This is a genomic window from Allohoeflea poritis (assembly GCF_027889715.1).
GTDB lineage: Bacteria > Pseudomonadota > Alphaproteobacteria > Rhizobiales > Rhizobiaceae > Hoeflea_A > Hoeflea_A poritis.
The window spans coordinates 468,888-481,040 of record NZ_JAPJZH010000001.1 but is presented as its reverse complement, the minus strand read 5'-3'; the positions used below and the strand labels follow the sequence as shown (position 1 = coordinate 481,040).

Annotated in this window: 13 protein-coding genes; 8 read left to right on the top strand and 5 right to left on the bottom strand. The window is 58.1% G+C overall.

Translation table 11 applies throughout. The features are described from left to right. Window positions 1–10: 10 nt before the first annotated feature. On the bottom strand, window positions 11–1,279 hold the full coding sequence (locus tag OOZ53_RS02460; RefSeq protein ID WP_271087713.1) for a flavin-dependent oxidoreductase: 1,269 nt from the start codon (window positions 1,277–1,279) through the stop codon (window positions 11–13). 115 nt (window positions 1,280–1,394) lie between these two features. Between OOZ53_RS02460 and OOZ53_RS02455 the strand changes: the two genes are divergently transcribed. The 3 genes from OOZ53_RS02455 (at window position 1,395) to OOZ53_RS02445 (ending at window position 3,362) form a co-directional block, all read left to right on the top strand. Continuing rightward, entirely contained in the window at window positions 1,395–1,880 is a 486-nt protein-coding gene (locus OOZ53_RS02455; protein WP_271087712.1) for a MarR family winged helix-turn-helix transcriptional regulator, read from the top strand. Window positions 1,881–2,116: 236 nt separating this feature from the next. Continuing rightward, on the top strand, window positions 2,117–2,326 hold the full coding sequence (locus OOZ53_RS02450) for a hypothetical protein (RefSeq protein WP_271087711.1): 210 nt from the start codon (window positions 2,117–2,119) through the stop codon (window positions 2,324–2,326). A gap of 439 nt (window positions 2,327–2,765) precedes the next feature. Next, window positions 2,766–3,362 (top strand): H-type lectin domain-containing protein, encoded by a 597-nt coding sequence (locus OOZ53_RS02445; RefSeq protein ID WP_271087710.1) that lies wholly within the window; start codon window positions 2,766–2,768, stop codon window positions 3,360–3,362. 201 nt (window positions 3,363–3,563) lie between these two features. Here OOZ53_RS02445 and OOZ53_RS02440 read toward each other — a convergent pair whose 3' ends face one another. Further along, complete coding sequence (locus OOZ53_RS02440) at window positions 3,564–4,535, bottom strand: LysR family transcriptional regulator (RefSeq protein ID WP_271087709.1); 972 nt, start codon at window positions 4,533–4,535, stop codon at window positions 3,564–3,566. A 76-nt stretch (window positions 4,536–4,611) separates the two neighbouring features. Between OOZ53_RS02440 and OOZ53_RS02435 the strand changes: the two genes are divergently transcribed. Further along, a complete protein-coding gene (locus tag OOZ53_RS02435; protein WP_271087708.1) occupies window positions 4,612–5,235 on the top strand; it encodes an NADPH-dependent F420 reductase in 624 nt (207 codons plus the stop codon). A 129-nt stretch (window positions 5,236–5,364) separates the two neighbouring features. On the opposite strand, the gene OOZ53_RS02430 is transcribed toward OOZ53_RS02435, so the two are convergent. Together OOZ53_RS02430 and OOZ53_RS02425 are read right to left on the bottom strand one after the other, a co-directional pair. Beyond that, a complete protein-coding gene (locus OOZ53_RS02430; protein WP_271087707.1) occupies window positions 5,365–6,297 on the bottom strand; it encodes a pirin family protein in 933 nt (310 codons plus the stop codon). A gap of 151 nt (window positions 6,298–6,448) precedes the next feature. Next, on the bottom strand, window positions 6,449–7,402 hold the full coding sequence (locus tag OOZ53_RS02425) for an MBL fold metallo-hydrolase (protein ID WP_271087706.1): 954 nt from the start codon (window positions 7,400–7,402) through the stop codon (window positions 6,449–6,451). A gap of 229 nt (window positions 7,403–7,631) precedes the next feature. Between OOZ53_RS02425 and OOZ53_RS02420 the strand changes: the two genes are divergently transcribed. The 3 genes from OOZ53_RS02420 to OOZ53_RS02410 all read left to right on the top strand — a co-directional run bounded on the left by OOZ53_RS02420 (window position 7,632) and on the right by OOZ53_RS02410 (window position 9,753). Next, window positions 7,632–8,627 (top strand): agmatine deiminase family protein, encoded by a 996-nt coding sequence (locus tag OOZ53_RS02420; protein WP_333780581.1) that lies wholly within the window; start codon window positions 7,632–7,634, stop codon window positions 8,625–8,627. A 50-nt stretch (window positions 8,628–8,677) separates the two neighbouring features. Next, the gene (locus OOZ53_RS02415) at window positions 8,678–9,325 is read left to right on the top strand and encodes a glutathione S-transferase family protein (protein WP_271087704.1); all 648 of its coding nucleotides are present in this window, start codon (window positions 8,678–8,680) and stop codon (window positions 9,323–9,325) included. A gap of 113 nt (window positions 9,326–9,438) precedes the next feature. Then, entirely contained in the window at window positions 9,439–9,753 is a 315-nt protein-coding gene (locus OOZ53_RS02410) for a DMT family transporter (RefSeq protein WP_271087703.1), read from the top strand. 13 nt (window positions 9,754–9,766) lie between these two features. On the opposite strand, the gene OOZ53_RS02405 is transcribed toward OOZ53_RS02410, so the two are convergent. Next, the gene (locus OOZ53_RS02405) at window positions 9,767–10,198 is read right to left on the bottom strand and encodes a DUF4345 domain-containing protein (protein WP_271087702.1); all 432 of its coding nucleotides are present in this window, start codon (window positions 10,196–10,198) and stop codon (window positions 9,767–9,769) included. Window positions 10,199–10,537: 339 nt separating this feature from the next. Between OOZ53_RS02405 and OOZ53_RS02400 the strand changes: the two genes are divergently transcribed. Continuing rightward, window positions 10,538–12,130 carry an ABC transporter substrate-binding protein gene (locus tag OOZ53_RS02400; RefSeq protein WP_271087701.1) on the top strand — a complete coding sequence of 531 codons (1,593 nt, stop codon included), beginning with the start codon at window positions 10,538–10,540 and terminating at the stop codon, window positions 12,128–12,130. Window positions 12,131–12,153 lie beyond the last annotated feature (23 nt).

Sequence of the window (12,153 nt, the reverse complement as noted above, 5' to 3'; positions counted from 1 at the left end):
GCCCGGCTGTTCAGACGCGTGCGCCGTCGGGGATCGTTTGGGGCAGGGCATTCAGCGCCTCGATGCTGAACCCGGCGATCTTCTTGTATTTCTCGGCATGCGCCGCCAGTTCTTCATGGCTGGCGACGTCCTCGATCCTGTCGAAACGACCGCCGCAGCGGTCTTCGATCATCTGCAGCACGGCATCCGGGCCGCTGCCGCGATTGGCCAGGATGATATTGCGCGTCGCGGGTAGAATTTCGGCCTCATAGGCTTCAAGCGCTTTGGGTGTCACGCCGTGGTCGAGCATCGCGCGGCCGATTTTGCGCGCGTCGACAATCGCCTGGCTGGCGCCGTTCGACCCGACGGGATAGGTGGCATGCGCCGCATCGCCGATGAGCGTGACCGCACCATCGCTCCAGCGTTCGATCGGGTCGCGGTCGACCATCGGATATTCGAACACTTTTTCAGCGCTCTTGATCAGCGCCGGAATGTCGATCCAGTCGAAGGCCCAATCCTCGAATGCGGGATAAAAATCGTTGATGTCGGCTTCGCGGTTCCAGTCTTCCTTGTTCCAGCCGGCTTCCGGATCATAAGTAAGTTCCGCGATCCAGTTCATGGTCACGAGCCCTGTTTCAGGGTCGGGTTCCGAGATGGGGTAGGCGACCAGACGCTGCGTTGCATGGCCGATCAGGGCCATGGACGCGCCGGTGCGAAACGGCATTGCTTGCGACGTGGCCCGCCACAGGACGGCGCCGCCCCAGATGGGTTCGCCTTCGTCGGGCTCCATTTGCGCGCGCAGAGCGGAATGGATGCCGTCGGCGCCGACAATCAACGTTCCCTTTTCGGTTCTTTTTGAGCCGTCCGCCGAGTTGACAAGGTGCAGGAGGGGGCCTTCGGAGGTGTTTTCATAGGCAGCCGCGCGCCAGCCGGCCTCGATGCACCCCGGTCCTGCCCGTCGTATCAGGGTCTCATAGAGCAGCATCTGCAAAGCGCCGCGGTGGACCGAATATTGCGGCCAGTTGTAACCCGCCCATTTGCCGCGCGGTTCGGTCCAGATCCGCAGGCCGTGCTTGGTGAAGAAGCCATATTCCTGAGTTGCAACGGCAATGTCCGCCAGTTCCGCCTCAAGACCCAGATCGAACAGTTCGCGCACGGCATTGGGCTGAAGATTGATGCCGACGCCAAGCGGCCTGAGGGCTGGAACCGCTTCGAAGACCTTGAAAGCAACGCCGATCTGCTGGCAGGTCAGCGCCAGGGACAGGCCAGCGATTCCAGCGCCGGCAATCAATACGGTCATGATGTCTGCGGACGGTGTCCGTTCCCTGTTTCAGTCTCGCGATGTTGCGTCAAAGTTAGTTTATGTGGTAAACAATTGTCAATATCAGTTTATGACATAAACGAACGAGGCGGTCATGCCACACGGCAATAACGGGATAGTCGAAGCGCACGAAAGGCGGCCGCAGGCGTGCCTGGACACCGGGCTGTTGCATGAGTTGCTCGGCCATTTGCTGCGCCACGCGTTCAATCGCGGTCAGGCCGTTTTCGCGGATGTCTTTGCGGATGACGATATCACGCCGCTTCAGTTCATGATCCTCGAACTGGTTGCGCGCAATCCCGGCGTCAACCATTCGGCCATCTGCGCGGCGATGGGAACGGCCGCGTCCGTGGTCACCACGACACTGAAGCCATTGCTCGCGGCGGGCACGATCATCGGCGAGCCGTCGCCGGAGGATCGTCGCGTCATCTGCTACCGGCTATCGCCGGAGGGAGAACGCTGGTTTGCCGGCCTCCGGCCGAAAATCACCGATTGCGAAGACCGCTTTGCAAGGTCGCTGACCACAGAACAGCGCAAGGACCTCATCGCGTCCCTGAAACAGTTGGCGGAGCTGGAAAGCTAACCGGCGCAAATACCGTTCAGGCGCTATTCATGAAGCCTGTGACAACAATCTCCTCGTTCAGCAAGGGGGATTTGTTGCCCGAATATCATTTGAAATCTCTTGTTCCGATAGCAGGGCTCACGGTGCGTGAAGTCTTCCGGATGCACCGTGCAGGAGAGCCGGTGTGATCATCGCCCTGATCACGCTGGTGGGGAGGCCGGGCGCTCCGCAAGGGGCGTCCGGTCGATTTCCGCGCATTGCTTGAGAATGTCGAGCAGCCAGGTATGAAACGGGTTCTTCTCATCCCGGCGATGTCGAAGCGCCTGGATGGTGAATGTCCGGATCTCGATCGGCGGCGTGCGCCATTCCAGGTCGAATACCGGAGCGAATTTTTCAACAAGGCTCTTTGGCAGCGTCCCGATCAGATCGCTCTGGGCAACCGTGGCCAGCGCCGGAAAAACAGCTGACCCAGCCCCGTGATCCGGGCCGTTCAGGCGTGGAATCCGTTCCTGTTTCTTTCCGTTAGTCTGATTGAGGTCAAGGCCTGCTGAGCGGAGCCATTGCGTAGCGCAAGCGAAGCAGGCCGCGCGGTTGGCTCCAGCTTAAGTAACCCGGTCATGTGGCAAATGTCACATTTACTCTACCAGAGATAGGTTAACTTTCCCTGATGCCAATCTGATCGGGGATCATCGTGCTTATGGTTTGGGTGGATGGAAGTAGGCTGAAAAACACGGTGTTCGGATCAGGCCACAACTTGGTCCTCACCGTTGTAAACTAACCTATGAGAAGGATTTCGGCAGTTCAGTCAGCCATTAGCGTTTGGCAATAGAGTATAGGCATACTGATTTAGTAAAAAATCTGATTTGCATTTATCGGATTTAATGTTTGTAGAAAGTTCAACAAGCGATGTCAGAAGAAAAAATCAATGATCTGGACAAGCGGATTCATGCCCTTGAATTCAAACTTGAATCCAAGCTAAGCAGCTCGCGTTTCGCTACTTCGGCATTTGCTTTCATCTTGGCCGGTGCTGTGATTTTGGCTTCAATTGGATACTTTGATTTTAGGCACATTCCCAACCGCATCGAAGCTGAAATCAACGGCCAAGTTGGAGCTGCGATCAACAGCACGATACGTACCGATTTTGAACGGCTAATCGGACCCAACTACGAAGAAATACTAGCGGGGCTTGGTAACATCGAAACCGGCAAAGTGGATATCCCTCACAAAAGGCGACAAACTGGCGACCAATGGCAGGAAGTCTTTCGCGAAAAGGTGGCTTTTGAAAGCAATTTCAAAACGCAACCGCAGGTTTTTTTATCAGTTACATCAATCGAAGCCTATCACCGATCAACGACAACAACCTATAGAACTTCTGTTGAAAAACTTGATCGAGCCGGTTTCGAACTGGTCGTTTCGTCCGCTTATATGGACAGCTTCAGCAATGCACGGATCCATTGGATGGCGATTGATTCTGTTTTTCGACAACTTCGTTCAAGCGAATGATCGGTCGCTCAAACCTGTTCTAAAACATTCAAACATCAATGCTCTTGGAAACGACAATCACCTCGGCGCAATGCGAAACCTCTCCACAATTCTGACCTGATCCCTGACTTAAAATCAGACTAAATAGGTCAAATCGTCGGATCACAACGTCTTCCCAGCAATTCCCTCCTAATCCCGCTCTATGCCATTAGGTCTTGCGCGTTACACCTGATCTCGCTGGTGGGAGGCCGGGCGCTCCGCGGGGGGCGTCCGGTCGATTTCCGCGCATTGCTTGAGAATATCGAGCAGCCAGGTATGAAACGGGTTCTTCTCATCCCGGCGATGTCGAAGCGCCTGGATGGTGAATGTCCGGATCTCGATCGGCGGCGTGCGCCATTCCAGGTCGAATACCGGAGCGAATTTTTCAACAAGGCTCTTTGGCAGCGTCCCGATCAGATCGCTCTGGGCAACCGTGGCCAGCGCCGGAAAGAACAGCGGCACTGACGCGACGACGCGCCGCGACAGACCGGTCTTTTCCAGGGTCATGTCGACAATGCCGCTCATGTCGCCGACCTCCGAAACGAGGATGTGCCGCGCGTCGATATAGGATTCGACGGTCAGTTCTTCCCGGAACAGTGGATGCCCCTTACGCGCAATGACCCGGTATTCTTCCGTGTAAAGAATGTCGGACATCAGCTCCTTGCCGTACTCCCAATAGTACCCGATGGCAAAGTCGATATCGCCGTCGGAAACCGCGCGCATGGCCGCATCGCGTCCGAGTTCGAGGCTGGAAAGGCGCATCTGAGGCGCCGCGATATCGAGGCGGGAGATGAGCGGCGGAACCAGCCGCGACAGGACATTATCCCGTCCGGCGATACGGATTATGCGCTCGCTCTTTTCCGGTTCGAACTTACCCGGAGCGGAAAGGGTCTGGTTGAGCGTTTCGACGATCTGCCGGATTTTCGGCTCAAGCGCGCCCGCGACGGCCGTCGGTTCGAGCCCATGCGCCCGGCGCAGGAACAGCGGGTCTTCGAAGATTTCCCTCAGTCGCCTGAGCGAATGGCTGATGGAGGACTGGGTCAGGCCCAGCTCTGCGGCCACCAAAACCGCCTTTCGATGGCGCATCAGGCCGAGAAATACCAGCAATAGCGTCAGGTCGATCTTACGGAGTTTATTTTGATCAATATCACTCATGAGGCGAATTTGATTTTTTCGCATTCATTCGTGCTTTATCATGGTAACCGGATGGGGAATAGGAAATTCAGCCACAATGGATATTGCAATCGTTGGCGCCGGAAGCGTGGGCAAAGCCTTGGCCGGCGCATTGAAACGTGCCGGCCACAATATTTGCTTTGGAGTGCGCGAGCCGGACGCCGAAAAATATGCGGATCTGGCGCGTGACTACAGGATAGCCGGACCCTCCGATGCCGTAACTGCCTGCGAGGTCGCGATCCTTGCTGTCGGCTGGTCGGCGGTGGAGGATGTCGCCGGCTCCATCGGTCCGGCGGCAGGCAAGATCATCATCGACTGCACGAACCCGGTCGCCATGGGCAAGGATGGCCTTGGGCTGACGCTGGGTTTCGATACGTCCGGCGGCGAGCGTGTCCAGGCGCTGTTGCCGCAGGCCGATGTGGTCAAGACTTTCAATCAGATCGGTGCGGAATTCATGGCCGATGCCGGCAGGCTGTCGCCTCAGCCGGTCATGTTCGTGGCCGGCGATTCCGAACAGGCGAAGTCGGTCGCGCTGGCTCTGGTAAGGGATGTGGGATTCGATGCCCAGAACGCCGGTCCGCTGACGCAGGCGCGGCTGCTCGAGCCGCTCGCCATGCTGTGGATATGGAGTGCCATGAAGGGGGACCTCGGGCGCGAATTCGGTTTCGCTCTGGCAAGATGAAAACGTGCACGGGGATCCTCGCCAACTCTTTTTGCCCGCTGACAATTATGCGAGTGCGCGCCTCTCGCCTGATTTTGGGCAGCCGGACGCCATTTTGGGCGTCCGGTTTTTCTTTGCGAAGTCAGGCGGTCAGGGAAGCGGAATGAACTCGTCCGTGTCGCCGGGCGGCAACTGAAAGCGTCCGTGTGCCCAGTCGCCCGCCGCCCACGCTTCCTTGGCCGCATCGATCTTGCCCCGCGAGGAGGCAACGAAATTCCACCAGATATAGCGTGGTCCGGAAAGTGTATCGCCGCCAAGAAGCATGATCCGCGCGCCGGTCGGCCCTGCCTTGACGGTAATGGAATCGCCTGGCCGGAACACCATCATGCGACCGCTTTCGAATGTATCGCCGGCGATCTCGACGGATCCATCCAGGACATAGATGCCGCGATCTTCGTGGTCGTCGGGCAAAGGCAGGAGCGATCCGGCCTCCATCACCGCATCCGCGTAGAACATGTTGGTGAATGTGGTGACGGGTGCACGCTCGCCCCAGCCATTGCCGAGGATGAGCCGTACTTCCTTGCCTTCCCCCTTCAGCATGGGCAACGCATCCTTCCCGTGATGTTCGAAGGCTGCGTCCGTTTCCTCGTCGGTTTCGGGCAGCGCGACCCAGGTCTGGATTCCGAAAAGACTGCTCGGTGCCCGTCGCGTCTCGGCGCTCGTACGCTCCGAATGGGTAATTCCGTTGCCGGCGATCATCCAGTTGACCTCGCCCGGATAGATCATCTGGTTTGTTCCAAGCGAGTCGCGGTGCTGAAATTCGCCGCGAAACAGATAGGTCACCGTGCCCAGTCCGATATGCGGGTGCGGGCGCACGTCGATCCCCTGTTCCGTGACGAATTCGGCCGGTCCCATCTGGTCGAAGAAGATGAACGGTCCGACCATCTGCCGCCGCGGTGCCGGCAGGGCGCGCCGCACCTCGAAGCCGCCGAGATCGCGGGCACGGGGGATGATTACTGTTTCGATACTGTCGAGATTGCCCGCCGCCGGGCAATTCGGTTCAAGCGCGGGATTCCAGCTCATGATTTTCTCCTTTCGCACGACATATGCGCGAACGGTTGCGGTTCAATATTGCCGTCAAGTGACGCAGTGTTCATCCTGTACCGCGACTGTATGAGTTGGATCTGGTGGAGGGCCCACCACCGGTACGCCCTCCGCCGATTTGCGGGGCTGTCTAAAGCTGCAGCTGGTAGGAGGCCGGCACGTAACGGAAACCGTCGGCACGGGTCTCCACATAACCAAGTGCGGGGAAGGGCATATGGTAGCCGACGAAGGGTATCTTGTCCGAAGCCAGCATACCGAGCACCTTGCGGCGCTGCGCGGCGGCGTTTTCCTTGTCCATGTCGAACAGAACTTCCCAGTCCGGATAGGCGACAGACCAGACGTAGTGGTTGGCAAGGTCTGCCGTCAGCAGGACCTGGCCGCCGTCGCTTTCAATCATATACGCCATGTGCCCGGGCGTGTGCCCGAAGGTCGCCATCGCCGTGATGCCGCTGACCACCGTTCCGCCATCCTTCAGGAAGGTCATCTTTTCCGCCAGCGGAACGACATTCTTCGCGACAAGAGGCCCCGCGCCGCCTTCCGCGCCCTCGGTTGTCCAGAAATTGTACTCCGTTTCTCCGGTCACGTAGCGGGCATTGGGGAAGGTCGGTCCGCTTTCACCCATAAGGCCACCGATGTGATCGGGGTGCATATGCGTGATGACAACCACATCGATCTGGTCGGGCGTGTAGCCCGCGCTCGCCAATGCGCCAACGATATTGCCGCCGCCGCCGGCACCGAGACCCGTATCGAAGAGAACAAGTTCGCTTCCGGTGTTGATGACGGTCGGTGTGAAGAAAAAGCGCGTCTTGTCGGCAGGAATGAGATTTTCTGCAGATACCGAATTGAACTCTTCGGCAGAGACATTCTTACCGAAGATATTTTGCGGGTCTTCCCGGGTCAGCGAGTTGTCGAGCAATGTATTGACTTCAAAGCCGCCGACCTTGAAACGTGCGAACGGTGTACCGCCGCCCGACTGCATGGGGGCGGCGGCGAACGCCGGAGCAGCTCCCGCCAGGCCGGCGGCCGCCGGCAATGCGGCTGCGCCGAGAAGGGCTGAACGCCGGGTAATCGTGACTTCAGACATAGTGTTCCCTTTCAGTTGAGGCTATTGCATCGGGCGGGTGAAGCATCAAACTGGCAGTTAGTGCTGCGAAGGGCTCAGGCAAGGGCCGGAACACTGTAGTTTTTGTGGGAGACAATTTGTGATGATGAGGCGCACGTTTCTGGATTCGGCCGCGGCCGTGACATTCGCACCCGCGGCTTTCGCGGCTGGGGGAGCCACGGGCAAACCCGATGGGACAGGTAACTTTTTCGTGCCTGAGGAAAGCCAGCCGCATCTGCGTACATTCATGCAGTGGCCGGTCAACCGCACGGTTCATCCGGACCGGCACTTCCTCGGGGCGCTTCAGGAAACGATCGCCGACATTGCAAACACGATTGCCGAGTTCGAACCCGTGGTCATGATGATGCCGCCGGAACACGAAATCTCGGCCCGCAAGATGCTGGGCGCGGCCGTCGAAATCTGGACCGTTCCGACAGATGATCTTTGGTGCCGCGATAGCGGGCCGCTGTTCGTGACCGATGGAGAGGGAGGCCTCGCGGTCTGTCAACTCAATTTCAACGGCTGGGGCAACAGGCAGGTACACGACAATGACGGGTTGGTCGCACAAAGGGTTGCGGAACGGTTGGGTCTGTCGGTGATCGATTCCGGTGTCGTCGGTGAGGGCGGCGGCATAGAAACCGATGGCGAGGGAACGCTCCTTGCCCACGAAAGCAGTTGGGTCAATCCCAACCGGAACAGTATTTCGAAACAGGAAATCGAACGCCGCCTGCTGGATGCGTTCGGCGCTGAAAAGATGATCTGGGCACCGGGGATCGCAGGCGCCGATATCACCGACTATCACATTGATTCGCTTGCGCGTTTTGTCGCGCCTGGCAGTGTACTGATTCAATTGCCTGAAACCATTGATCCCGATGACCCCTGGTCAGCGGCGGCCTTCGAAACATACGACATCTTGCGCGGTGCAACGGACAGCGCGGGCCGGTCTCTGGAACTGACGGTCGTTCCGGAGCCCGTGGATATTCGTGTCGAGGACGATGAATTCGTCGCCTCCTACGCCAACTACTATGTCTGCAACGGTGCGGTCATCGCCGCGCAATTCGGCGACAGCGAAACGGACAGTGAAGCCGAGCGCTTGCTCAGGCAGTTTTATCCCGGGCGCGAGATCGTCATGCTCGATGTCGATCCGGTCGGTGAAATCGGCGGCGGCATTCACTGCGCCACGCAACAGCAGCCATTGGTTTCGTAACCGGGCTATAGTGACCGCACAGTCCGCCAGTCCGCAAAGGAGGACGCACGATGCTGACCGTTCTTGGCCGTCGCAGTTCAATCAATGTTCAGAAAGTGGCCTGGCTTCTGGCCGAACTCCAGGTTCCGCACCGCCACATTGAACTCGGCGGGGCCTTCGGCGGGCTCGATACGCCGGAATTTCGGATGATGAACCCCCACGGCAAGGTCCCCGTTCTGAAAGACGGCGATCATGTGGTCTGGGAGTCCCATGCAATCCTTCGCTACCTGGCAGCCAGGCATCCGGACACCGGCTTCTGGAAGGATGAGCCGGCCGAGAGGGCGCAAGTCGATCAGTGGATGGAATGGTCGGAAACCGTATTGCAGTCCGATTTCATTGGCGGCGTCTTCTGGGGTTTCTATCGGACGCCGGAGGAGCAGCGGGACTGGAGGTCCATCCACCAGAGCGTCGAGCGGTGCGGTGCGCATTTCAAATTGCTGGATGAAATGCTCGCCGACGGCGGCAATCTTCTCGGCGAAGCGCTGACGCTGGCCGATATCACCGTGGGCGTGCATCTCTACCGCTATTTCAATCTGGACTTCAAGCGGCCCGAAATTCCCAGCGTATCAGCATGGTATGAGCGGCTGCAGCAGCGCGACGGATATCGCGAGAATGTCATGATCCCGTTTGACGAGCTGTACGGGAGAATGGCTTTTTAACCGGACCGGCCTTGAATCGGTAGCGGCAGATACCCACCTTGGGATTGCGGACGGCCGCGCTTTTTAACAACATTCATGATGAGGACGACCTTATCGCCTGTAAGGAGATAGGTATGTCCTGGATTTTCCTTTTTCTCGCCGGTCTTCTGGAAATCGGATGGGCGGTCGGGCTCAAATATACCGACGGCTTTCGGCTGCCGGTTCCCACGGTCATCACGGTGACGGCAATGATCGCCAGCATCGCGCTTCTCGGGCTGGCCCTGAGGACGCTTCCGCTCGGTTCCGCCTACGCGATCTGGACCGGCATCGGCACGATGGGAACCGTTATTGTCGGCATGTTCCTGTTCAGCGAACCGGCCACGGCAATTCGCTTGGGTTGCATCGGTTTGATCATGATGGGCATCGTCGGCCTCAAGCTGTCGACGTGACTGGCTTGATTGATCAGGGGTGGTCCTTGCCTGATCTGGCAATCCAGTAGCCGAGCAACGGAAAGACAAACAGCTCGGCTAGCAGCGACGGCAATACGGAAAGATTGAAAAGCGTCGCAAAGCTGGGCCCGGTGAAACGGGCAAGGCCGCCAATGAACACCAGCCCGCACAGCACGATCAGTACGAGACGCAGCTGTTGCAGGGCGAATGCGCCGGCGATGAAAACGAATCCGATGCCGATCCATACGCCGCCGAGGAACCGGAAATGGCTGTCCTGGACCCTGAAATCGGAACTGTTGACCACTTCGATGAAATCCGTCGGGCCGAGCCAGCCAAGGGTGCGTATGCCTCCGAACGCAACGTCGAAACCGAGAACGACAATCACGATCCCGACTAGTGCCAGAATGATCCGAAGCGGCAATATGGGTGTCTTCAGGGAAATCATGGGATCTCTCCGGGCTGAGCTGAAGAATCGTTAGACAATGTCCGGGCCCCTCACAAGTGCCGGCGGCAGACATTGTGTGCAGCCGGATCCGGCGCCGCTGACCGGTGCGACCCTCGCCAGGCCCCCTTTTTGCGGTCAGCGCAATCAAATGAGTGCCGGGGCGTCGGTTGAGCAATTAACGGTCCCGCGCAGCAACCAAATTCTACAAAAATTGCGGACTGTAGAACGGTTTAACCGAGCCCGACGAATAATCTGGATTTCATTCCGGCTTCGTGTCTATACTCCCGCCAAGGTTCGCGATTGGGTAATGCGAGCCACCAAAAAAAACGGGAGTTTTTCATGTCACTTCGTAGAAGCTTACTAGGGGCAACGCTTCTTTCCGGCCTGCTCGTTACGCAGGCCTATGCAGAGAACACATTCAAATTTGCATTCCAGGGCACGCTCAAGTCTCTTGATCCTTATTCGCTCAATGAGACCTTTACACTCGGAACGCTCAACAACGTCTATGAGGGGCTGACGCGACGCGGACCGGATCTTCAGATCCTGCCGGCACTTGCCGAGAGCTGGGAAGTGATCGAGCCGACCCGATGGCGCTTCAATCTGCGCAAGGGCGTCAAGTTTCACAACGGCAACGATTTCACCGCTGAAGACGTCGTTTTCTCGGCCGACCGCGTGCGTTCGGAAGGTTCCGACCTGAAGACCCGCATCCCGGCTGACGCCAAGTTCGAGATCGTCGATGATCACACGGTTGACGTGGTGCTTACCTCGCCGAACCCGATCCTGCATTATGAGTGGGACACCTGGGGCATTGTCGACAAGGAATGGTCCGAGGCAAACGATTCCGTTCGCGTGACATCGGCCTCCGATCAGGCGGCGACGACCATTTCGCTGCAGGCCAATGGCACCGGGCCGTTCAAGATCACCAACCATGATGCCGGCGTGAAGACGACCTTCGCGGCCAATGCGGACTGGTGGGACAACGCCAACAAGAAGTACAATGTCGATACGATTGAATTCGCGACCATCGCATCGGATGCAACGCGCGTTGCCGCACTGCTTTCAGGCGAAATGGATCTCGTCTACCCGATCCCGGTTCAGGACATCAAGCGTGTCAACGACAATGGCGCAACCTCGGCGCTGACCGGTCCGGAGCTGCGCACCATCTTCCTCGGAATGGACCAGATGCGTGACGAACTGCTCTATTCGAACGTCAAGGGCAAGAATCCGTTCAAGGATCAGCGCGTTCGCGAGGCCTTCTATCACGCCATCGATATCGAGGCGATCAAGGCGAAGGTGATGCGCAACCTGTCGACCCCGTCGGCAATCATGATCTCGCCCTTCATGTTCGACAACGCGTCGAAGATCACCCGTCTAGGCTACGATCCGGAAGCTTCAAAGAACCTCTTGAAGGAAGCCGGCTATGCGGATGGTTTCGAGGTCGGCATGGACTGCCCGAACGACCGCTACGTCAATGACGAGGCGATCTGCCAGGCCGTTGTGGCCATGCTGGCGCGTGTCGGTATCAAGGTGAACCTGAACGCACAGCCGAAGGCGCAGTATTTCGCCAAGGTGCTGGCTTCGGGCGGTTTTGATACCTCCTTCTACCTGCTTGGCTGGACGCCTGGCTCCTTCGATAGCTGGAACGTGCTGAGCAACCTGCATGGCTGCCGTGACGAGGCCGGCAATGGCGGCATGTTCAACCTCGGCGGCTATTGCAATGAGGATGTCGATGCGCTGACCGCACAGATCCTGGTCGAGAACGATCCGGACAAGCGTCTCGACCTGATCACTCAGGCCTATCAGATCTCCACCGGTGAAACGGCATATATTCCGCTTCACCAGCAGGGTCTCGCCTGGGGTGTTTCGGACGGCTTCGACGTTGTCCAGCGCGCTGACAACGTGCTTATGCTCTATCACGTAAACACGAAATAAGAGCCTTCTTCGGGCCCCGGCGA